The organism is Planotetraspora kaengkrachanensis, assembly GCF_016862895.1.
Classification (GTDB): Bacteria; Actinomycetota; Actinomycetes; order Streptosporangiales; family Streptosporangiaceae; genus Planotetraspora; species Planotetraspora kaengkrachanensis.
The window spans coordinates 209549-230693 of record NZ_BONV01000004.1; the positions used below are offsets into that span (position 1 = coordinate 209549).

Sequence of the window (21145 nt, forward strand, 5' to 3'; positions counted from 1 at the left end):
TGGTTTCCGAACCAGGAGACCTTGTCGGCTCCTAGCATGATCGCCGCCTGTATCGATTGATCGTTGAGGTCTCGGCGGCACCGGCGTCAAGCTATGTGACCCTTCGGCACGGTGCCCGAGAGGTGATGAGCTCGCCCGAGGAAGCTGGACGATGGACCTCACTCACCGGAGGTACGGATCTTCGAGTGATGATCCAGGCAGGGCATTCAAGGTTCGGCGAGATGGAATTTTGGAAGCCAGGCTTGCCGCGGCCGCCGTGGATCTCAGTTGCCCCCGGCAAGTGTCGGAGGGATCCTCTAGCCTGGCAAAGGGAGGTGACCGAGACGATGACCGCAGAACCACATGGGCCCAGCACCGTGGCGCCGTTCCTGGCCGTGCCGGACAAGACGCCACGTGCGATCCGGGCTGCTCTGCTTCCCGAAGAGGTCGGCGACTTCGACCGGGAGTTCCGGGCGGTCATGGCCGAGGCGACGGAGACGCTCGATCTGACCGTCGTGACTTCGTTCATCGAACGGTGGTGGCGAGTCGCATGGTCGTCAGCCGACGCTGCGGTTCACCGGGCGATGCTGGATCAAGCGGATCGATTGACCCGCGGGGAGGAAGTTCCCACCCGATCGTGGGCTGAGACCAAGGCTCGACTGGGGTTGTGAATGTACTCGGTGGAGACGGGTGACGACGCGTCGGAGCAGATCGCCGTTCTCCCCAAGGAGGGACTGCTTTCATTCGCATCGCTTGTCGACTTGCTTGAGATCCACCCGTGGAGTGGCGACTCCTATAACAGGAAGCGTCCATACGCGAACATGCGCACTCATGCCTTCGGGGATCATCGGCAAGGGCTGGCCATCTACCTCATTCTCGAAGATCAGTTGCGCGTGGTCGTCCTGCAGGTCCTCTGGCACGGTTGACCGATAAAGACGGGTCTGCGCTCATCTTTCGTTGTTGTTCTCGGGCATTTCGGCCTTGATGGAACGGGCGTCGCCTGCCCGGTCCCAACCGGCGAGGCGCGGCCTTTCGACCATGACGGGCCGTGGTGTTCGTCGGGACCGGTGACCGACCCCTCGTCGTGCCGCCTGGCGGGTTCGAGGGGTCGCATGGGCGCGATCGTTCGGCGGTGGCTTCGGGCTACTGGGGACGTACGCGCACATCCTTGAGCGCGCTTCGTACGAACTCCTCGTCGCCCGAGGCCGCCAGGTAGAAGCCGCCACGGCAGACGCTCCCCGAGATGGGGTGGCGTGAGTCGAGGACGACGCGTGCCTTGCTCGCCCTTTCGCAGTCGGGGATCGGAGCCAGCACCAGCATCCGGCGGCTCAGCCCGCCGAGCCACAACTGCGGCCCGACGAGCACGCCCTCACGGGTCTGACCCGGTCGCGAGAGCCGTACGGGGCCGTCGGCCGAGAGGGTGAGGAAACCGTCCGGGGTGAGGCTGCCGTGCAGGTGCTCCGCCCAGGCCAGCCGTTGTTCGAAGGTCATTCCGGCGGAGGTGTCCTGCAGGGCGATCCGCCAGTCGCCGAAGGCGAAGAGCAGGACGGAACCGGCGGAGTCCACTCCCAGCGGCCCGGGCCACACCGTGACATTGCCGGTGAGGCGCCGGATCATCGGGCGCCCGGCGGCGGTCTCGGCCTCGCCGTACAGCGGGGCGGTCAGGGAGCGGAACTCGCTCGCGTCCCCGTCCGCGTCCCCGGCGAGAGTCCCGCTCACGTACGGCCGCACGCCCAGGGAGGACAGGTTCAGATCGGCGGGGTAGGTGATCGCCGCCTTCGACCCGTCGGGGAAGGCGACCCGCATCGTCCTCATGTCGCCTTGATCGCTCGCCGTCGGGTAGACGGCGTTGGGTGTCACGCTGATCGCGTTGCGCAGGGGGACGGGAGTGACGATCGGGACGGGGCGGCTCGTTTCCCGGTCGGCGAGGATCCCGATGAGCGGCAATGCCAGGAGAGCGACCAGCACCAACGTTCCAACCCAGCGGGGCCCGCGCGGGTTCTGCTCGACGATGTCGACACGGCCGGTGGCCATTGGCCTTCCTTTGTCGTACGGCTGTCGCACCAAGTTCAGACCAACAGCCGCCCACCGCGCAAGCCCGCATGGGCACGGGCGAACCGTCCCCGCCGCTCATGTCGGCGCCGGCCGCCATCGATACCCTGCGGAAGTGACCCTGATCGGCCGTCGCGGCGTTCTGGCTGCGGTGGAACAGCTGCTCGACCGGGCCGCGGCCGGGCTCGGCGGACATCTCATCGTCACGGGACCGCCGGGAGCCGGTAAGACGGCGCTGATCGGCGTCGCGGCGGATCTGGCGCAGGCGCGGGGGATCACGGTCGTCCGCGTGACGGGCCTCAACTCAGGTTCGCCGATCTCGGTGCCGTCGCCGGGCGAAATCGAAGGTCGGCCGCGCGACGAGCCCCCGCGTGTCGAGCTGCGGCTGCTCCTGATCGACGACGTCGACCGCGCAGGCACGGAGGCCGTCGACTTCGTCTCCCAGCTCGCCGCCCGTCTCTCCTCAGGCGCGACCGTGCTGCTCGCGACGGCCGAGGATCCCCTCGGACTGACGCCGGAGATCCGGCTGCGCGGCCTGACCGAGCCGGAACTCGCCCTGCTGACATCGGACCTGCCCGCCGACGCGACCCATGCGATCTGGCTGGCATCGGGCGGGCTGCCAGGAGCCGCCATCGGACTCGCCCGTGAGCTGGCCGGCCTCGACGCCACGGCCGATGCGGTGACCCACCTGGCGCTGACGGCACCGTCGCGGGCGGAGTTCCTCGACCTCGACGCCGGCCTGATCCGCCTGTTGGAGGCGGCTGCCGAGCGTCCGTCGCCGCCGGCCACCCGGGCCCGGGTGCTGGCCAGGCTCGCCCGTGAGTCACTGGGCGACCCGTCGGGCGGGGCACGCAGACGCGAGTTGGTCGACGAAGCGGTCGCCTTGGCCCGGACGGCCGGCGATCCCGGCACGATCGCCGAGGTCCTCGACTCCCGGCTGCACGCGTTGTGGGATCCGGCGGCCGCGCATGAACGCCTGACCACCGCGACGGAGATCGTCGAGCAGGCGCGGCAGGCCTGCGACGCCCTGGCCGAACGGCGGGGCCTTTTCTGGCGCTTCGTCGCCCTGGCCGAGCTGGGTGAGCTGGGACCGGCCGAGGCGGCGCTCACCGCGTACGCCCGGGCGGCCGAACTGGCCGGGGACGCCGAGGCGGCGGTGGTGGTCCTGGCGCGCCAGGCGATGCTGGCGACGGTCCGCGGCAGGTTCGACCTGGCCGCGGGGCTCGCAGCCGAGGTCGCCGTGCGTGGACGGCGGGCGGGGCTGAGCGACACCGAGCGCCTTGCTGGGTCGTTGCGCGCCGCCCTCGCCGCGGTCCGGGGCGAGTTCGAGACGCTCGTCGATCCCTGGCAGGAGCTCGCCCGGCGGCTGCCCGGCCATTTCTTCGAGGCGACAGCGGCCAGGTCACTGGCCGAGTCGGGGCGTGAAGTCGAGGCGGGACTCGAACTGGAGAGGTTGCTGCCCTCCGTGCTCGCCGGGTCCGGACCACGCTGGCTGGGGGTCGTGGCCGACCTGGCGATCGTGGCGTCACGGACCGGGGATGCGGCGGCCGCGCAGGCCCTGTACGACGCGCTGCTGCCGTACCAGGGACGTCTGGTCGTCTGGGGCGGGGCCAACACGATCACCGGGCCGGTGGACGACTACCTGGGACGGCTGGCCCTGCGACTGGGCAGGCTCGACCAGGCCGTCTCCCATCTGGACGGCGCGGCGGCGCTGGCGCAGCGGATCGGAGCGCTGCCCTGGCTCGCGTGGACCCTGGCGGCCCGGGCCCGGGCACTGTCCATGCGCGACGGAGAGGGAGACGGGTCGCGCGCCGGTTCGGACCTCGATCGGGCCCGGTCGATGGCGGAGCGTCTCGGCATGACGGGACTCCTCGCCAGGCTCGCCCCCGCACCCGGCGAGTGGCGGCTGGCCCGCGACGGCGACGACTGGCGTCTCGACGCCGGAACCGAGAGCGTGCGACTGCGGGACCACCGCGGCATGCGGTACCTGCGTGCGCTGCTGGCCGCGCCCGGCCAGGAGATCGCGGCGCTGGACCTCGTGGCGGGAGGCGCGGGCCTGCGGGTCCCCGAAGGCGACCCGATGCTCGATGAGGCCGCCCGCACCGCCTATCGGCGTCGGTTGCGAGTGCTCGACGAGCAGTTCGACGCGGCCGACCGGGCCGGTGACGTCGAACGGGCGTCGGCCGCCCAGGCGGAGCGGACCGCGCTGCTGGCCGAGTTGCGGCGGGCCACCGGGCTTGGCGGCCGGTCGAGGGCACAGGACGCAGAGGCCGAACGTGCCCGGGTCAACGCCACCCGTGCGTTGTGGGCGACCGTCAAACGAGTGGAGTCGGCCGCGCCACTGGCGGGGGCCCATCTGCGCGCATCGCTGCACACCGGCCGGTTCTTCCGGTACCAACCCGCGCCGGGCGGCCCGGCCCGCTGGGACGTGTGACCCCCGCCACGTACAGGTTGTGCACGCCGGAGTCACGCCTCCCCTGTGCAAACCATCGGGGATGGGAGTGGAACATGCGATTCGGTGGTCTTTCCGCCGACAGCCGCGGCACGGCCGACGATCGGCCGCCGCTGGTCTTCCTGCACGGTCTCTCGTATGACCGGCGGCAGTGGGGCCCGGTACTGGACGAACTGGCCGCCGTCGACGGGGACCGGCGGGCACTGGCCCTCGACCTGCCCGGGCACGGAGGCTCGCCGCGACGTGATTCCTACCGGCTCGACGAGGTCGTCGCGGTCCTGCACCAGGCGGTGACCGAGGCCGGGCTCGACGCGCCGATCGTCGTCGGGCACTCGCTCGGCGGCGTGCTGGCGACGATCTACGCCGCGACGTATCCGGCGAGGGGCGTCGTCAACGTGGATCAACCTCTGCTGGTGGGCGGCTTCGGAGACGTGTTGCGCAGGGCCGAGCCGGTCCTGCGCAGCCCGGCGTACGGAGAGGTCTGGGAGTCCATGCTCGCCGGCATGCACATCGACCTGCTGCCGCCGCAGGCGCGGGAACTCGTCCGTACGGCCACGACCCCGCGGCAGGACCTCCTCCTCGGGTACTGGGACGAGGTCATGACCGTGCCCGCCGCCGACCTCGGTGCACGGCGGGTGCGCGACCTGGAGGTCATCCGCTCACGCGGCATCGCGTACGACTACGTGACGGGCGGCGAACCGGATCCCGCCTACCGTCATTGGCTGGAGTCGGCCCTGCCCGGCGTCGCCGTCACCGTCCTCCCGGGCAGCGGTCACTTCCCGCACCTGGCTCATCCGGCCGCCTTCGCCAGGATCCTCACCGGGTGACCGAGGTCCCCCGCCGGCGAGGCCGCCGGGAACTTCGGCGGCCTCGTGTCACCTCGGCCCTGTTCGCTACGTCATAGTCATGAACGCACGTGACGGGTGAGGGTGGATCATGGCGGAGCAGGACTGGCTGGCCGAGCGGTTCGACGAGCACCGGGCGCATCTGCGCTCGGTCGCGTATCGGATGCTCGGCTCGCTCCACGAGGCGGACGACGCGGTGCAGGAGTCCTGGCTTCGGCTCAGCCGCTCCGACACCGGCGACGTGGCGAACCTGCGCGCCTGGCTGACCACGGTGACCGGCCGGATCTGCCTGGACATGCTGCGGGCGCGTGGCTCGCGGCGTGAGCAGCCGCTGGACGTCCACGTGCCGGATCCGATCGTGAGCCCGGCGGGCGGCGTCGACCCGGAGCAGGAGGCGTTGCTCGCCGAGTCGGTCGGGCTCGCCCTGTATGTGGTCCTGGAGACCCTCAACCCCGCCGAGCGGCTGGCCTTCGTGCTGCACGACATGTTCGCCGTGCCGTTCAACGACATCGCGGCGATGCTCGGCCGGTCGACGGACGCGACCAAGCAGCTGGCGAGCCGCGCCCGAGGCCGGGTCCGGGCGGGCGGGCCGCAGCCCGACGCCGATCTGACACGGCAGCAGGAAGCGGTCCGTGCGTTCTACGAGGCGGCTCACCGCGGTGACTTCGACGCCCTCGTCGCGCTGCTGGACCCGGAAGCCGAGATGCACTCGGACGGCGGCGCCACGCGTCCGCAGGTCACCGGGGTGACCCGGGGGGCGGCGGCGATCGCGGGCCGGGCGCTGATGTTCGCCCACCCGGACGCGACGGTGCGCCCGGCCCTGGTCAACGGCGCCGCGGGCGCGGTCGTCGTCGTGAGCGGACGCCCCGTGTCGGTCATGGGATTCACCGTCAGGGACGGCGTGATCGTCGCGATCGACGTGCTGGCCGACCTCGACCGACTGGGACGGCTCGACCTGTCCGGGCTCGAGAGCGCCTGACCGGGGGCTCCACATCCTGCTCGCCGGCAGCATAGGGTTTCGGCCGGCGGCGGAGATCGCATCCCCCTTGGAGGCGTGGAATGGCTCAGATCAGGGACCTCTACCTCACGGCGGCCGCGTCGGCGGCCGACCTGCTCGCCTCTCCCCAGGTGGCGAGCGCATGGCACGAGCCGAGCTCATTGCCCAAGCTCAGCGTCCAGGGCCTCGCCGGCCATCTGGCCGGGCAGATCTTCTTCATCCCCAAGATGCTCGCCGAGCCGGTGCCCACCGAGGAGGTCATCCCGCTCCACGAGTACTACGCGCGGGTGAGCTGGATCGGATCGGATCTCGACGATCCGTTCAACGTGCTCATCCGCACCAGCGGGGAACAGGCCGCGAAGGACGGCCCCGCCGCGCTGGCGGCCCAGGTGGAGGCGACCGTCCAGGAGTTGCGCACGGTGCTGCCCGCCGCACCGTCGCGGCCGGTACGGCGCCCCTCGTGGGGGGCGTGGTCGATCAGCCTGGACGACTTCGTGGCCAGCCGGATGCTGGAGGTGGTCGTCCACAGCGACGACCTGGCTCACAGCGTGGGAGTGCCGACGCCCGAACTGCCCGCCGAGGTCGTGGAGACGGTGGTCGACATCCTGACCCGCATCGCCCTGCGCCGCCATGGCGCGACCAGTGTGCTGCGTGCGCTCAGCCGCGCCGAGCGCGCGCCCGCCTCGATCTCCGCGCTGTAGGCCCCGGTCCTCGTGCGGGACGTGTTGTCCCGCACTGAGGTCGGGACGGCGGACTCAGGCGCCCGGGACTCCTCCGGGCGCATGCTCCTCCGCGAAGGCCGCCGCACCGGGCGGCCCGCACCGAGGAGGAAGCCATGTCCGTCAGCGATTCCGCACGTCTAGAGGAATCCCAGTCCTCGACTTTCCGGCCGCAGCAGCGCTGGAGCATGCCGCTGCGGATCGGCGCCGCCGCCGCGCTCGTGCTCGGCCCGGCTCTTCAGGTCGCCGAGGAGCTTCTGGAACCTGCCAGCGCCGACGACGCCGAACGCTTCACCTGGATCTCCGCCAACCTCGACGCCTTCACCCTCACCAAGATCGTCGGCTTTCTCGCCGTGCCCGCGCTGATCGGGATGCTGGTGGTCTTCGCGGTTCTGGCCCGCGGCCGCGCTCCGCGACTGAGCATGATCGGTGCGGCCGTGGGCGTGCTCGCGGTGACCGCGGTGGCGGCCATCCAAGGCACGGAGTACGCCGTCTTCGGCGGCGTCGCGGCCTCCGGCGGCGACGTGGCGCAGGTGGAGGCGCTGTTCACGGCGCTGGACGAGAGCGGGTTCGCCACCATGGTGTTCCTGTGCATGCTGATCGGCATGTTCCTCGGGCTGGTGCTGCTCATGGTCGCCCTGTGGATGTCGAAGGCCGTCCCCCGCTGGGCGCCGGCGCTCATCGTGGTCTTCCTCGTCGTGGACTTCCTCGGCCTCGTGCCGATGTCGCACGCGATCCTGCTGGTCGGCACCGTGGGCGTCGCTTATGGCGTGATTTCCGCACGATCGACGGTCACGGGACACTGAGTCGCCGTTAGAGAGAGGAGGGCCCGTGCCGACCGTTTCCCGGGCCGCACGCATCGCCACCGTGGTAACCGCCGCCTGCACACTCGCCGTCGTGCTGGGCCTCCTCCTCGCCGTACGGGCGGGACACCCGTTCGCGGAGCTCGCCACCGGATCCGAGCTACGGCAGAGCGTGCTGGCGCCGGCCTTCGGCGTGGCGGCGATCCTGGTGTTGCGCGGCCAGCCGGCCAACCGGTTCGGCTGGCTGCTGCTCACGGAGGCCGTGCTGAACGCCGTCACCGTGTCACTCGTCGGCGTGGTCGACGAGCTGCTGCCCTTCCCTGGACTCGTCGGCACCATTGGCGAGGTGCTCGCGCCGGTGGCCGCCTCGATCTGGTTGCCCGCGGTCGGCTTCGGGTTGGGATGGATCGCCCTGCTCTACCCGACCGGGAAGCTGCCGTCGCGGCGGTGGCGACCCGTGTTGTGGCTGGCCGCGCTCGGGCTGGCGGCGTTGTCGCTCGGTGGCCTGTTCAGCCGCGAGTTCCTGGTCGACGTCTTCCCCGGGCTGGCACACCCGTACGCCCCGGGGTGGGAGACCGCGCCGGTCGCTTTCGTCGGCCTGATCGCCATCGTCGGCGCCGGCGTGGCTTCGGTGGTCGGCCTTGTCGTGCGCTGGTGGCGGGCGGAGCCACCGCAGCGGGGCCAGCTCGGCTGGTTCCTGGTCGCGCTGTTCGGCCTGTTCGTCACCGGCCTGTTCAGCGTCGGCTGGCTGTTGTCGCTCGCGATGACGGTGGCGTTCCCGTTGTGCCTGGCCGCCGCCGTCCTGAGGCACGGCTGGTTCGACGGCGACCTCCTGCTGTCGCGCACCGTCGGGTACGCCCTGGTGTCGCTGCTCATCGTCGGCGTTTTCGCGTTCGGAGTCGGCGTCCTGGGGCGGACCCTGGGCGGCGCCGGGGTCGGTGCCGTCGTGGCGGCCGTCGCCGTCGCCGTCTTCCTCGCCCCGGTACGGGAGGCGGTGCAGCGGATCACCGACCGGGCGGTGTACGGAGAACGGCGTGATCCGTACACGGCCATGACCCGCCTCGGCGAGCGACTCGCCACCGCACCCCATCCCGACGAGGTGCCCGCGACGGTCGTCGAGACCGTCCGGAGGAGCCTGCGCGTGCCGTACGCGGCGGTGTCCTTTCCCGGGGACTCCGCGCCCGCCGCGGACGCGGGTGAGCGGCCCGAGATCTGCCACGAGGTGCCGCTGCACTCTGCGGGCTCGCTGGTCGCGACCCTGGTCGTCGGCCTGCGGCCGGGGCAGCGCGCGCTCGACGTGGCCGACGCGACGCTGCTGTCCGCCTTCTCGGCCCAGGTCGGCCCGGCGGTCGCCGCCGTACAGCTCACCCATGACCTGCGGCGCTCCCGGGAGCGGATCGTGCTGGCCCGCGAGGAGGAGCGCCGGCGCCTGCGCCGTGATCTCCATGACGGGCTCGGGCCCGCGCTGGCCGGAATGGCGCTGGGCATCGGGGCGGCCGCCCGGACCGCGCAACGGGAGGGATCGTCGCTGACGGACCTTCTCGGCGGACTGGAGGGAGAGGCCCGGTCGGGGCTCAACGAGGTGCGCCGTATCGTGCACGACCTGCGCCCCGCGGCGCTGGACGAGTTGGGACTCATGGCGGCGCTGCGGCAACACGCCGAGACGGTGACGGTGCGTGACGGAGGGCTGAAGGTCACGGTGACCGGACCGGCGGAGCTGGACACGCTGCCGGCGGCGGTCGAGGTCGCCGCCTACCGGATCGTGATGGAGGCCGTGACCAACACCGTCCGGCATGCCCACGCCGGCAACTGCAGGATCAGCATCGACCTGGAGGATCGGCTGACGATCCGGGTCGCGGACGACGGGGTGGGCCTCACGCGGAAGGCCGGCCAGGGAGGCGGAGTAGGTCTCGCCTCGATGGCCGAGAGGGCGGCGGAGCTCGGGGGCGCCTTCGACGCGGCGACGGCCCCGGAGGGCGGTACGGTGATCACCGCGGTCCTGCACGTGTCGGCTCAGGAAGGACCCACACCTCGAGAAGAGACGGCGGAGCCGTCGACGGCGGGAGGTGCCGCATGATCCGCGTCCTCATCGTCGACGACCATCCGGTCTTCCGCGCGGGGCTGCGGGCCGTACTGGGCGGAGAGGACTCCCTCGAGATGGCCGGCGAGGCCGCGGACGCCGCGCAGGCCCTCGCGGCGGCCCGCGAATGCGCGCCCGACGTCGTCCTGATGGACCTGCATCTTCCGGACGGCAGCGGCATCGACGCCACCCGGGCACTGCTCGCGGACCACCCCGGCGTCGCCGTGCTGGTGCTGACCATGCACGAGGACGAGGAGCGGCTGTTCGCCGCCATGCGCGCCGGCGCCCGCGGCTACCTGGTCAAGGGCGCGGATCAGGAACGGATCGTCGCGGCGATCCACGCCGTCGCCGCCGGAGAGGTGGTCTTCGGCAGGGCGGTCGCGGACCAGGCGCTGGCCTTCCTGACAGGAGCGGGGACCCGCCGGCGGGTGGAGGGCCCGTTCCCGCAGCTCACCGAGCGGGAGGTGGAGGTGCTCGCCCTCGTGGGCCGGGGGCTTTCCAACGCCGACATCGCCCGGCGGCTGGTGCTCAGTGAGAAGACCGTGCGCAATCACGTGTCCAACGTGTTCGCGAAGATCCACGTCGCGGATCGGGTCCAGGCCGCGGTGAAGGCGCGCGAGGCCGGCTTGGTCGCCGACGGGTGAGGCCGGCGAGCGTCTTACAGGGGGACGCCGGCGCGTCCGCGCCTTCAGGCCATGGCCAGCGCCTCGAAGTAGTCCTTCATCGAGGGGTAGTAGTCGGCGAAGTCGGGCAGGGGTGAGTCTTCGCGGGCGGCCACCAGCATGTCCAGGTAGTACTCCCAGCCCGGGCCCACCTCACCGACGCCGTCCTCGCCGGTCAGGTGGTGCACGAGCCGCAGTTCCGTCGAGCCGTCCGTCTCGGCCAGCGACAGTTCCAGCCGCCAGGCACCGAACTCGTCGGTCGTCGACAACGCCAGCCGTCTCGGCGGCTCGCACGCGTCGATCCGCATCTCGCACCACGGTGCCTGCTCCTCGTACGCCATCTGCACCTTGATGACCCGGCCTGGAGCGGCCTCGCCCTCCCACGGCCCGAACCAGCGGGCGGTCCGGTCGGATTCGGTGACACTGGCCCACACGTCCTCGGCGGACGCGCGGAACCTGCGGCTGACGACCAGATCGCTGCCGGTGGCGGTGCGAAGCAGCCGGCCGGTTGGCGTGAGAGTCATGCGGTGTCCTTCCTTACTCGGTCACTTTCCTGGGACGCCGTGCGGCGCTCGCGCCGGGTCCGGTGGACCTCCGTCTCGAGTGCGTCGAGGCGGTGCTCCCACCCGGACGGCCGGGTGAACCGGCTGATCCACTCGGCGAGTTCGGTGAGAGGTCCGGCGTCGAGCGTGTAGAACCGCTGCCTGCCGACCAGTTCGTCGTGGACCAGCCCGCTCTCCCTGAGCACGCGAAGGTGCCGGCTCACGGCGGGCCTGCTGACGGAGAAACGCCCGGCGATCTGCCCCGCGGACAGCGGCCCGTTCCTGAGCATCAGCAGGATTTCGCGCCGTACGGGATCCATGATCGCCGCCGCCACCTCGTCCATGCAGAAAGCGTAACCCCTTGGTTACGCTTTCGCGAGAGCCCGTACGCGCGTCTTTCGCGAGCCTGGGAAGTTTCGGCACAGTAAGAGAGAGCCGATCGATCGGCACCGTTCGAGAGGGTTTGATGAGCATCGACATCATCGACATACGGCCGCTCGCGGGACGCGTCTGGCTCGTTCCCGGCGACCCGGATCCGGACAACATCCGGGGCAGCGTCGCCGTCGTCGCCGACGACGCGGGGAGCGTGGTCGTCGACGCAGGGCAGAGCCCCACGCACGCCCGGGAGATCCGGCACGCCATGGACGCGGCGGGGTTGCCACCGGCCAGATGGCTGGTCTACACGCATCATCATTGGGATCACGTCTGGGGCGCGTGCGCCTGGCCCGACGTGGAGATCATCGGGCACGTCGCCGGACAGGAGATCCTCCGGCGTGAGGCGGCCCGGGCGTGGAGCCACCGCTACCTGCGTGACGAGGTCCGCGCGAATCCGCTCCTGGGCCCGAGCTTCCGCGCACGCGCGCTCGCGATGGACACCTGGGACGGCTTCACCGTCCTGCCGCCGCGACGCGTCTTCACCGACGAACTGACCCTTCCCACCGGCGTACGGCTGCGCCATGTCGGCGGCGCGCACGCACCCGACTCGACGATCGTGCTCGTCCCCGACTCGTCCGTCGCGCTGCTCGGCGACTGCTACTACCCGCCGCCCGCGCATCTGCGTTCCCCCGACGACGCACCCGACCTGACGATGGTGGCGGGCCTCGTCCGCGACGAGTACGACTGGTACGTCGACAGCCACAGCGAGCCCTGGACCCTGGAGCAGGCGCGGTCGTTCAAGGCCTGACGCCTGCACGCTCCGCTGCACGCGCGGACGCCTCACGCCACCGCCCCCATGGAGGTGGCGCGAGGCGTCACGCGCACAATGCGGTCAGAACGGCCAGCCGGCCGACCTGCCCGCCTCGAGCAGCGGGATCAGCCGGAACGACGCGTCGGAGAACCCGCCGAACTCGTGCCGGTTCGCCTGGCCGGTCGGCATCGCCGCCGCTCGGTACCCCTGCAGGTTGAAGCCGTACAGCGGGATGTCCGCCGGCACCGCCGTGGTGACCCCGCTCGCGTAGTGGCCGGTCATGGTCTGCATGTCCGACAGGATCACCGCCCGATCGTGACCCTTCCACGAGCGCCGCAGCGAGTCGGCGATCTGGGTGCCGTGACCCACCTCGCCTATCCGTCCGCAGAACCGCTCGACCTCACGCAACACGGAAGCGCCGCGCCGGACCTCGTGCCGGAACGTCCCGTCGGCGAACCCGACGAGGTCGACCTGGTCGCCGCGGGCCGCGAGCGTCACGCCGAACAGCGCGGCGGCCTGGACCGGCGTGACCGTCGACCGTGCCGAGATCGCCCCGGACGTCATCGACGCCGAGGTGTCCACCAGGACCAGAGTCCGGCCCGTGAAGGACGGAACGTTCCGGGTGGCGAGCGTCAGCGCCCTGTCCAGCGCGTGGCCCCACCGCAGCGACGGCGCGTTGCGGTACGCCGAGTAGAACCGGAACGGCAGCTGCCGTGACCTGGCGACCTCCTCCGGGGCGGACAGCTTGGCCGCGATCTGCCCGGCCAGGTCGTCGTCGATGCCCGTCTCGTCGAAGTTCCTGAGGTTGCGAATGAGGGCCATGTACCCCATGGACGGGATGATCGCCTCCCACGCCGCAGCGTCCATCGGACCCTGCAGCCAGCCCGCCAGCGCCTCCCACGTCATGCCCGCGGACCGAAGCCGTCCGGGGTCCGCGGCCATGACCGTGCGACGCTCGTCCACCGGCAGCGAGAGAAGCTCCGCGCGCCGGCGCAACATCCCGAGCGACTCCGGGATCGGCTTGTCCCGCTTGTGCCGGCGGTCGAGCGCGTGCACGAACAGGTCGCCCTGCGTGTGCTTGTCGTCGGCCGGCGCAGGGTGGACGAGATCGATCACATCGCCGAAGCGGAAGCCTCGCGCGTCGCCGTCGTACTTCGCCAGCGACCGCTCGGTGTACAGCCGCTGTACGGCGTCGGCGACGCCCCGCTTGACGGGCTTCGGGATCGCCCGGCCGTACCGGGAGGTCCAGTAGGCGAGGGCCTCGCCGGGCTCGTCGGCACGCTGGAGCACGGACGCGACCAGCTCGCGGTTTCCTCCGTGTAGGCCGGCCGCGAGCCGGGCCCTGACCGCCTCGAGCGCGGCGACGACGGGCGCGGACCGCAGGTTGGCCTCGCCGCGCAGCCACGGCAGGAAGCGGCTCATCCAGTCGAGGTCCTCGACGGCGACCTGGTGCACGAGTGCGCGGAACCGTGCGTCGCGGTCGGCGGCGTTCTCATAGAAGGTGCTCTCGCCGACCATGTTGGAGACGGCGAGGAGGAAGAGCTCACCCTTCGCGTCGCGGACGTAGCCGGGGGCGCCCTCGTGCGTGGTGGTGGTCGGCGTGCGCCCGGTCGTGACCGGGCTGGTGACGGCCGGGCGGGCGGCGGTCGTGTTGAACTTCGACATGGAGGGGCTCCTTCCTGCATATGGGAGGAGCCCGCGCTCAGAATCGTGCCCGAGATCGAGATCGGCGACGGATGCCAAGTGCTCTGGCCGCCTGAGCTACAGGGCCGAAACCCCGGCAGGACTCGAACCTGCGACCACTCGATCCCGAATCGAAGTAACCGTCGCCTGCGCACCGGGCACATTCTGAATTCGTTTTCCTCCCGAGATCAAAGGCGGCGGCAGTGTGCGGGTGTCGAAACCCGCCACCCGAAGGTGTTCAACCAAGAAGTAACTGCCGCCATCGCACCGGGAGATGCGTATGAAGTTGTGCCTCCCCGAGATCGGAGGTGGTACCGGCTGGATTTCTTTTGGGGAGAAGTAGCCGGGACCTTCGCACCGGGGAGGTGCCTGCCAAGTTGTGTCCCACCCGAGGTCGGAGCGGCGACGGCGACCAAGTGTCCTGGGCCGCTGGACGACGCCGGCGTGAACCGGCGGCGGGATTCGAACCCGCGTTTCTCCTTTTGCAGAGGAAGTAACCGTTGCCTTCGCACCGGGAGGTACAAGATCAGACGATATCCGGCGCGATATTCGGCGCGCATTCTGTTTTTTCCGTGACCGGCGAATTACGGGGGGCGGCCGAACCGGGAGTGCCATGGCTTCGACGGGCGCCGGGAGAATCCGGCGATTCGCGTTTCCGTCGTTTCCCGGGGGCCGGGCCGTCAGGCTCTGCCGTACCAGGTCACGGCGGCTCCGTTGGAGAAGGACCGTGTGCGTGACGGGGTGAAGAGCGTGGGCCGGAAGGCTCCGGAGAAGGCGGAGACGCCGCCCCCCGCGACGACGGGGTAGCTCTTGACGATCAACTCGTCGATCTCCGGGAGCAGTGAGCCGGCCAGCTTCCCGCCTCCGCACAGCCAGATGTCCAGGCCGTCCTCCTTCTTCAGCCGTCGGACGAGCGAGACGGGGTCGCCGCCGACCAGTTCGACCTCGGGATCCGCGATCTCCGGTGTCGTCGTGGAGACGACGTACTGCCTCAGGTGCGCGTAGGGGCTGGTGACACCGACGTCGAGCCCCGGCTGGTACGTGCCCCTTCCCATCACCACGGTGTCGAAATGCCCGTTGGGCGCGTCGAGACCGATCTGGGATCGGATGTGGCTGGGAACGATCTCCGGATACTCAGCGGTCATCCACGCGGTCATGTCGTCCGACAGTGGATAGAAGTCGAACTCCCCGCCGGGTCCGGCGATGTAGCCGTCGATGCTCACGCCGACGTAATAAACGAGCTTTCGCATTGATGCGGTCCATTCGTAGTACTCTGTCTGTAGTGGTTTGAACGTAGTACTACAAATGGAGTGGTGTCAATGCGGCAGAACCAGGCGAGGCGGATGGCGTTGCTCGATGCGGCCATCGACGTGCTGGCGCGTGAGGGGGCGCGCGGCCTGACCTTCCGTGCCGTCGACGCCCAGGCGGGGGTGCCCGGCGGCACCACGTCCAATTACTTCGCCAACAGGGACGATCTGCTCACCCAGGCGGGCACGCGCATCTACGAGCACATGCAGCCGGACGTCGCGACCATGGCCAAAAGCCTGGAGGGCCCGCGCGACCGCGAACGGGTGACCGGGCTCATGCACGATCTGGTCGAGCGGATCGGCGCCTACAGCGTCGGTTATCTCGCCCTGCTGGAGTTGCGTCTGGAGGCGACGCGCAGGCCTGCCCTTCGGGCCGTCCTCACGGAGCAGGTCAAGGCGAACGTCGACGCGAACGTCGAGTACCACCTCGGGACGGGGCTGCCCGGAGACGCCACGACGGTCGAGCTGCTCTACCTGGCCATGAACTGGCTGATCGTGGAGCGGCTCACGTTGCCCGGCGTGTTCACCGAGGCACGGCTGCGTGAGCTGGTCGACGGCGCGGTCGAACGCATCGTCCCCGCGGGCTGACCGCTCCCCGGGCGGCTTCGTGCGGAGCGAGGTGGGGCGCGTTCACTTGCCTTCTGTGAGTTTTCTGAAGACCTCGTACGCGTTGCGCTCGACCCGGTTGGACAGGAGCCTGCCGTCCTCGCCGACGGCCCAGACCGCAGTGCCGGTCATCTCGATGGGTTCGCCGGAGGGTTCGGTACCGAAGACGCCGTTGTTCCTGCCGGTGATCCGCCACATCGAGGCCACGCGCGAGCCGTCGTGGTTCTCGAAGGATTCGACCACCTCGAAGTCCATGTCGTCGATCTTGGAGCCGAACTCGCGCGCCCACTGCTTGAAGGCCTCGCGGGACTCGATTCGTGTACCGCCGGTGATGAGGACGAAATCCTCGACGGCGAGATCGTCGATGGCGTCGTAGTTCTGGGGAGGCTGCCAGACCTGCGCCCAGAACTCGTGGACCAGGTCGACACTCGAGCGCTTCCTCATTCGCGGCTCCCCGTTGTCAGATGCTGCGGTGGGTGCTGACGGCGGCCCTGCGTTCGGCGAGCGTCGGTGCGATGGCGGCGTCGACGGCGAGCGGGTCCTGGTTATTGAGTTCCCGCAGTGCGCGCCGGTCAGGCGATTGCGTGTCGATGTCGACGTGGCGGGCCTCCAGGCCGGCCATGATCTCCGCGGCCACCTCGCCGACGGGGCGGAGCCCGTACCCCAGGTCCGGCCCGGCCTGGGAGGAGGCCATCATCGGCGTGTCCACGGGGCCGGGGTAGACCGTGGCCACATGGACGCCTGTTCCGATGAGTTCGCGGCGCAGCGCTTCGTCGAATCGGGTGAGCCCGGCCTTGGTGGCCGCGTAGGCGGCGTAGTAGGGCAGGCCGACCAGGGCGGAGGCCGAGGCGATGCCGACCAGGGCGGCGTGTCCGTGCCGGGCTCCCGCGGCGCGCAGGTGCGGCAGCGCCGCCTTGGCCGCGAGTATCGGCGCGACGAGGTTGAGCCTGATCATGGCGTTGATGTCGGCCGCGTCGATGTCCTCGAGCGCACCGGCCCGCACGTTGCCCGCGTTGTTGACGAGGACGTCGAGGCCGCCGAGCGCGGCGACGGTCTCCGCGATGACGCGTTCGGGCTCCCCGTCGTCGGCGAGGTCGGCGATGATCGTGTGTGCGGTGCCACCACACCGGGCGACCAGCTCCGCGGTCTCGGCCAGCGGGCCGGGCCGCCTGCCCGCCAAGGCGAGCACACCCCGGCGGGAGGCCAGTTCCAGGGCCAGGGCACGGCCGATTCCGCTGCCCGCACCGGTGATGAGGGTACGGCGAGCTTGCAGATCAAGGTGAGAGCCGCTCATGGAAGTGACCTTTCGAGATCGATGCGGAGCGCGAAGACCGCCGGCGGGTGCGGAATCGCCCGATGGCCGTTGGGCCGAAGGGCGCCGGAACCAGTCATCTTTGACACCCCTGTCATATTTGACAGGCTTGCATACATTGACAGTGCTGTCAAAGATGATTAAGGTCGCCACATGGTCGGACAACGTCAGTTCGATGAGAAGCAGGCTCTGGAGAGCGTCCGGGACGTGTTCTGGCACAAGGGCTACGGCGCGACCTCGATGCAGGACCTCGCGGCGGCTTCAGGAGTTCTGCGCGGGTCTCTCTACAACGCCTACGGCGACAAGGAGGCGCTGTTCCTGCGGGTCTACGCGGACTACGCCGACCAGTTCCTCGCCGATGCCGCGGCGGCGCTCACCCATCCGAGGGTCGACCAGGCGCTCCGCGACTTCTTCGACTTCACGATCACGTCCATGACGACGGGGGTCCCCACCCGCGGATGCCTGACCACGAAGACGGCGATCGACACGAAGGCCGACGGGGAGCGGATCCGCGCCGCGGTCCGTGGTCTGCTCGACGACATGGAGCGGTTGCTCGAACGGCGTCTGTCCGCCGACGACGCCCGCCCACGCCTCGCCGTCCCGCCGGCGGAGGCGGCCCGGGTCCTGATCACCATGACTCGGGGGATCGTCGTCATGGAGCGCGTCTACCAGGACGCCGAGCGTCTCAGGGCCACGGCCGCCGCACTGATCGACGCGCTGGTCCCCGACATGGGGTGATCATGCACAGGTTCAGGGAAGCGAGCCCCCCACCCCATGTCGTGATCATGCACATACTCGCGGGCATGCCGTACGACCTGCGTCTTTCCTGTTCGTGATCATGTACGGATTCGGAGACCTGCGGCCTGAGCTGCTCCTTTGCCGCTCGTGATCATGCGCGTGGTCCCGAACTTCCATGGGCGCGCATGATCACAAACGGTGTTTCCGCTCGTCAGGGGCTTGATCGCCGAATCTGCGCATGATCACGGTGAGGAAACGCGCAGGTCGCGCGGCCCGAGAGCGAAGGCGTGCATGATCACGGCGAGGGGGTGCGCAGGTCGCGCGGCATGCCCCCGAGCGTGTGCATGATCACGCCCTCCTTGTGATCATGCTCTTTGCGGTCACGCCTCCCTTGTGATCACTCAGGGGGTGAGCAGGGTGGGGAGGTCTGCCACGCCGGGGAGCAGATGGGTGTGCCGCTCGGCGCCCAGGCCGGTGGCGTCCAGCTTCCCGGTGAGAACGCCGACGACGAAGCCGGCGCCCGCGTTGGTCCCCGCCTGCAGGTCGCGGATGGTGTCGCCGGCGACGAGCACCCGCGCGACGTCGTGAACCCCGGTGGCCTCCATCGCGCGGAAGATCATGTAAGGGGCGGGACGGCCGGCCGGGACGTCGTCCACGCACACCACGGCGTCGACCACGTCGTGTTCCCAGCCGAGGGTGTGCAGGATGGACTCGGTGACCTCGCGGTCGAACCCGGTCGTCAGCGCCACCTTGGTCCCGGCCGCGCGGATGCGGCCGAGCGCCTCGGGCACACCGGGCAGCGGAACGGGCGGCCGGTCGCGGTAGGCCTTGTCGAGCCGGGAGCGGAAGTCGGCGAACGCGGCGTCGACCGTCTCCGGCGCGACTTCGTGGCCGAAGTGCTCCTCGAGCAGGTGCTGGATCGCCTCGCGCTTGCCCGCGCCCATCCAGCGCTGGATGTCCGCCTCCGAGGGCTTCCCGCCCGCCGCGGTCACGGCTTCGGCCAGCGCGTCGTAGACGGCGCCGTATTCCTCGATCGTCGTACCGGCCATGTCCAGGACCATCAGTTCGATGGGCATGAGTTCCTCACTTGGGGTGTGTCTGGTTGTCGTCGGCGGGGATAGGCCGCCAGGCTCGTGCCACCGAGGGATGCGCCTGTTCGGCGTTCTCGATGGTGAAAGTGACGATGTCCGGTCGGTAGCGGTCGTCGGAGTATTCGTACGGCTCGCCGGACGCACTGCCGGCGCGCCGCCGTTCCCGCAGCAGGGGTGCGCCCTCGGGGACCTCCAGAAGGGAGGCGTCCGCCGGGTCGGCGGCGACCGCGTCGAACACGTGCCGGGCGACGCTGAGATCGACTCCCCGCTCCGCCAGGTACGCGTAGATCGAGCTGGAGTCCGGATCGAAGGCGACGTCCAAGAGGAGGCGGCCCACGGATTCCACGAAGGTCGTCCGCTCGATCATGGTGGGCCGCCCGTCCAGTAGGCGTAGCCGTACCAGGTCGACGACGGGGTCGCCCTCGTCGATCGCCAGTGCGTCGGCCACCTCCTGGCGTGCGGGCCTGCGCGCGATCTCCAGAGTTCGCTGACCGGGTGTGCGGCCCAGGCTGTGGGCCCAGTGGGAGAAGGACAGCAGGGTCTCGAACGGCTGCGGGACCCGGCTCGTCCGCACGACCGGCGGACGGCCGCGGCCGCCGCCGATGAGCCCCTCGGCGCGCAGTGCGATGAGCGCCTGGCGCACCGGACCGCGCGAGGCCGACCACTGCCGGCACAGCTGCGACTCGGACGGCAGCGCGGCTCCGACGGGAAGGTCGCCACGGGCGATGCGGCGACGCAGATCGTCGGCGATGCGCTGGTAGAGAGGCTCGTCCACGAACTTGACTATACAGATGATCCATGTCGACACAAGGGGCGGGAGAGGCAGCTCTGCCTCTCTGATAAGGCCAAATGAATCCAGGGAGAACATATCTCGACGATCGAGGGCATCCGGTTGACTCCCGTTCAATCCTGAGCGAGGCTACTTGTCATGACAAGTGCTCCCTTGCTCGCCGGCTCCACCGACAGGGCCGACGTGGTCATCGTCGGAGCCGGGATCGTCGGTCTCGCACATGCCGTCGAGGCGGTCCGCAGAGGTTGCTCCGTGGTGGTGGTCGAGCGTGACGACCGGGCCGTCGGAGCGTCGGTGCGGAACTTCGGGCACGGGTGCTTCACCGCGCAGGGAGGCCGGGCGCTCGAGTACGCCACGGCCGCCCGCACGGCCTGGATCAGGCTGGCGAAGGAAGCGGGCTTCTGGCTGCGCGAGAGCGGAACCGTCGTGGTGGCCCGCGCCGAGGACGAGCGGGCCGTGCTGGAGGAGCTCCGCGAGTCCCGCGGCGACCAGGTGGAGATGCTCGACCGGGCCGACGTCGAGGCCCGCCTGCCCGTCGGCGCGGACGTCATCGGCGGCGCCTGGCTCCCGTTGGACATCCGGGTCGATCCCCGCGAGGCCGTCCACATGATTGCCGCCTGGCTGCGCACCCAGGGGGTCCGGTTCCGGTGGGCCACGACCGCCCTGGCGATCGAGCCGGGTCTCGTCCGCACCAGCCGCGGCGACGTCGCCGCGGATCACATCGTCGTGGCCGTCGGACACGACGTGGACCGCCACTTCCCCGGCCTCGCCGAGCAGGCCGGTGTCGTCAGGTGCGCCCTGCAGATGTTGCGCGTGGCGGCTCCCGGCGACCGGGTCATCGACCCGGCCGTCCTCACCGGTTTCTCCCTGCTGCGATACGGAGGGTTCGCGGAGTGCACGTCGCTGCCGGCCGTACGGACGCGGCTCGCCGCCGACCACCCCGATCTGGTGGCCGCCGGGCTGAACCTCATGTTCACCCAGCGCCCCGATGGCGACCTGACCATCGGGGACACGCACACCTACGGCCGCACGGTCGAGCCCTTCTCCATGGAGTCCCTCGACGAGGCCATCCTCGGGCAGATCGCGTCCCTGCTCGGGAGCGGGCGGCTGACCGTCCGCGAGCGGTGGCAGGGGGTGTACGCCTCGTCGCCTGATCGCGACTTCCTCATCGAGGCGCCCGGTTCCGGTATCCGGGTCGTCTCCGTCACCTCCGGCGTCGGCATGACCACCGCTCTCGGACTCGCGCAGGACGTCCTCGGCGGGTTGCTCGGCTGATCCCGTGAGAGGGCGCCGCACCGGCC

22 protein-coding genes and 2 tRNA genes are annotated in these 21145 nt (G+C 70.4%); 13 read left to right on the forward strand and 11 right to left on the reverse strand.

The window, feature by feature from the left end; all coding sequences use genetic code 11:
• The first annotated feature begins 314 nt into the window (after nt 1-314).
• Nucleotides 315-650, forward strand: coding sequence for a DUF6247 family protein (locus Pka01_RS07445; RefSeq protein ID WP_239114809.1), 336 nt, complete (start codon nt 315-317; stop codon nt 648-650).
• Nucleotides 651-905, forward strand: a complete 255-nt coding sequence (locus tag Pka01_RS07450; RefSeq protein WP_203881852.1) for a hypothetical protein — start codon at nt 651-653, stop codon at nt 903-905.
• Between the two features lie 217 nt (nt 906-1122).
• Here Pka01_RS07450 and Pka01_RS07455 read toward each other — a convergent pair whose 3' ends face one another.
• On the reverse strand, nt 1123-2013 hold the full coding sequence (locus Pka01_RS07455; RefSeq protein WP_203881853.1) for a hypothetical protein: 891 nt from the start codon (nt 2011-2013) through the stop codon (nt 1123-1125).
• Between the two features lie 133 nt (nt 2014-2146).
• On the opposite strand from Pka01_RS07455, the gene Pka01_RS07460 reads away from it, so the two are divergent.
• The 7 genes from Pka01_RS07460 (at nt 2147) to Pka01_RS07490 (ending at nt 10571) form a co-directional block, all read left to right on the forward strand.
• Complete coding sequence (locus Pka01_RS07460; protein WP_203881854.1) at nt 2147-4465, forward strand: AAA family ATPase; 2319 nt, start codon at nt 2147-2149, stop codon at nt 4463-4465.
• A gap of 74 nt (nt 4466-4539) precedes the next feature.
• Nucleotides 4540-5310: an alpha/beta fold hydrolase gene (locus Pka01_RS07465; protein WP_203881855.1), complete on the forward strand. Its 771-nt coding sequence runs from the start codon at nt 4540-4542 to the stop codon at nt 5308-5310.
• A gap of 109 nt (nt 5311-5419) precedes the next feature.
• Complete coding sequence (locus Pka01_RS07470) at nt 5420-6307, forward strand: sigma-70 family RNA polymerase sigma factor (protein WP_203881856.1); 888 nt, start codon at nt 5420-5422, stop codon at nt 6305-6307.
• A gap of 80 nt (nt 6308-6387) precedes the next feature.
• Nucleotides 6388-7026: a maleylpyruvate isomerase N-terminal domain-containing protein gene (locus tag Pka01_RS07475; protein WP_203881857.1), complete on the forward strand. Its 639-nt coding sequence runs from the start codon at nt 6388-6390 to the stop codon at nt 7024-7026.
• 134 nt (nt 7027-7160) lie between these two features.
• Nucleotides 7161-7850: a hypothetical protein gene (locus Pka01_RS07480; RefSeq protein ID WP_203881858.1), complete on the forward strand. Its 690-nt coding sequence runs from the start codon at nt 7161-7163 to the stop codon at nt 7848-7850.
• Nucleotides 7851-7875: 25 nt separating this feature from the next.
• Complete coding sequence (locus Pka01_RS07485) at nt 7876-9924, forward strand: sensor histidine kinase (RefSeq protein ID WP_203881859.1); 2049 nt, start codon at nt 7876-7878, stop codon at nt 9922-9924.
• Nucleotides 9921-10571, forward strand: coding sequence for a response regulator transcription factor (locus Pka01_RS07490; protein ID WP_203881860.1), 651 nt, complete (start codon nt 9921-9923; stop codon nt 10569-10571). The genes Pka01_RS07485 and Pka01_RS07490 overlap by 4 nt, the downstream gene beginning before the upstream one ends.
• 44 nt (nt 10572-10615) lie before the next feature.
• On the opposite strand, the gene Pka01_RS07495 is transcribed toward Pka01_RS07490, so the two are convergent.
• Nucleotides 10616-11113 carry an SRPBCC family protein gene (locus tag Pka01_RS07495; RefSeq protein WP_203881861.1) on the reverse strand — a complete coding sequence of 166 codons (498 nt, stop codon included), beginning with the start codon at nt 11111-11113 and terminating at the stop codon, nt 10616-10618.
• The gene (locus tag Pka01_RS07500) at nt 11110-11475 is read right to left on the reverse strand and encodes a metalloregulator ArsR/SmtB family transcription factor (RefSeq protein WP_203881862.1); all 366 of its coding nucleotides are present in this window, start codon (nt 11473-11475) and stop codon (nt 11110-11112) included. Before Pka01_RS07500 ends, Pka01_RS07495 begins: the two co-directional genes overlap by 4 nt.
• Before the next feature lie 122 nt (nt 11476-11597).
• Here Pka01_RS07500 and Pka01_RS07505 point away from each other — a divergent pair, with 122 nt between their 5' ends.
• Nucleotides 11598-12314: an MBL fold metallo-hydrolase gene (locus Pka01_RS07505; protein ID WP_203881863.1), complete on the forward strand. Its 717-nt coding sequence runs from the start codon at nt 11598-11600 to the stop codon at nt 12312-12314.
• An 84-nt stretch (nt 12315-12398) separates the two neighbouring features.
• Here the strand turns inward: Pka01_RS07505 and Pka01_RS07510 are convergent, their stop codons facing one another.
• From Pka01_RS07510 to Pka01_RS07525, 4 genes are all read right to left on the reverse strand, one after another.
• Nucleotides 12399-13982 carry a TROVE domain-containing protein gene (locus tag Pka01_RS07510; RefSeq protein ID WP_203881864.1) on the reverse strand — a complete coding sequence of 528 codons (1584 nt, stop codon included), beginning with the start codon at nt 13980-13982 and terminating at the stop codon, nt 12399-12401.
• 107 nt (nt 13983-14089) lie between these two features.
• Nucleotides 14090-14148, reverse strand: a tRNA-Ser gene (locus tag Pka01_RS07515).
• 299 nt (nt 14149-14447) lie between these two features.
• Nucleotides 14448-14516 (reverse strand) — tRNA-OTHER (locus tag Pka01_RS07520).
• A 164-nt stretch (nt 14517-14680) separates the two neighbouring features.
• A complete protein-coding gene (locus Pka01_RS07525) occupies nt 14681-15250 on the reverse strand; it encodes a dihydrofolate reductase family protein (RefSeq protein WP_203881865.1) in 570 nt (189 codons plus the stop codon).
• Nucleotides 15251-15319: 69 nt separating this feature from the next.
• On the opposite strand from Pka01_RS07525, the gene Pka01_RS07530 reads away from it, so the two are divergent.
• Nucleotides 15320-15895 (forward strand): TetR/AcrR family transcriptional regulator, encoded by a 576-nt coding sequence (locus tag Pka01_RS07530; RefSeq protein WP_203881866.1) that lies wholly within the window; start codon nt 15320-15322, stop codon nt 15893-15895.
• A gap of 42 nt (nt 15896-15937) precedes the next feature.
• Here Pka01_RS07530 and Pka01_RS07535 read toward each other — a convergent pair whose 3' ends face one another.
• Both Pka01_RS07535 and Pka01_RS07540 read right to left on the reverse strand, forming a co-directional pair.
• Nucleotides 15938-16357, reverse strand: coding sequence for an ester cyclase (locus Pka01_RS07535; protein WP_203881867.1), 420 nt, complete (start codon nt 16355-16357; stop codon nt 15938-15940).
• Between the two features lie 16 nt (nt 16358-16373).
• Nucleotides 16374-17207, reverse strand: coding sequence for an SDR family NAD(P)-dependent oxidoreductase (locus tag Pka01_RS07540; protein ID WP_203881868.1), 834 nt, complete (start codon nt 17205-17207; stop codon nt 16374-16376).
• Nucleotides 17208-17378: 171 nt separating this feature from the next.
• On the opposite strand from Pka01_RS07540, the gene Pka01_RS07545 reads away from it, so the two are divergent.
• On the forward strand, nt 17379-17963 hold the full coding sequence (locus Pka01_RS07545; RefSeq protein WP_203881869.1) for a TetR/AcrR family transcriptional regulator: 585 nt from the start codon (nt 17379-17381) through the stop codon (nt 17961-17963).
• A 401-nt stretch (nt 17964-18364) separates the two neighbouring features.
• On the opposite strand, the gene Pka01_RS07550 is transcribed toward Pka01_RS07545, so the two are convergent.
• Together Pka01_RS07550 and Pka01_RS07555 are read right to left on the reverse strand one after the other, a co-directional pair.
• The gene (locus tag Pka01_RS07550) at nt 18365-19039 is read right to left on the reverse strand and encodes a phosphonatase-like hydrolase (RefSeq protein ID WP_203881870.1); all 675 of its coding nucleotides are present in this window, start codon (nt 19037-19039) and stop codon (nt 18365-18367) included.
• Between the two features lie 7 nt (nt 19040-19046).
• Nucleotides 19047-19829, reverse strand: coding sequence for a GntR family transcriptional regulator (locus tag Pka01_RS07555; RefSeq protein ID WP_203881871.1), 783 nt, complete (start codon nt 19827-19829; stop codon nt 19047-19049).
• Between the two features lie 153 nt (nt 19830-19982).
• On the opposite strand from Pka01_RS07555, the gene Pka01_RS07560 reads away from it, so the two are divergent.
• Entirely contained in the window at nt 19983-21119 is a 1137-nt protein-coding gene (locus tag Pka01_RS07560; RefSeq protein WP_203881872.1) for a TIGR03364 family FAD-dependent oxidoreductase, read from the forward strand.
• Nucleotides 21120-21145 lie beyond the last annotated feature (26 nt).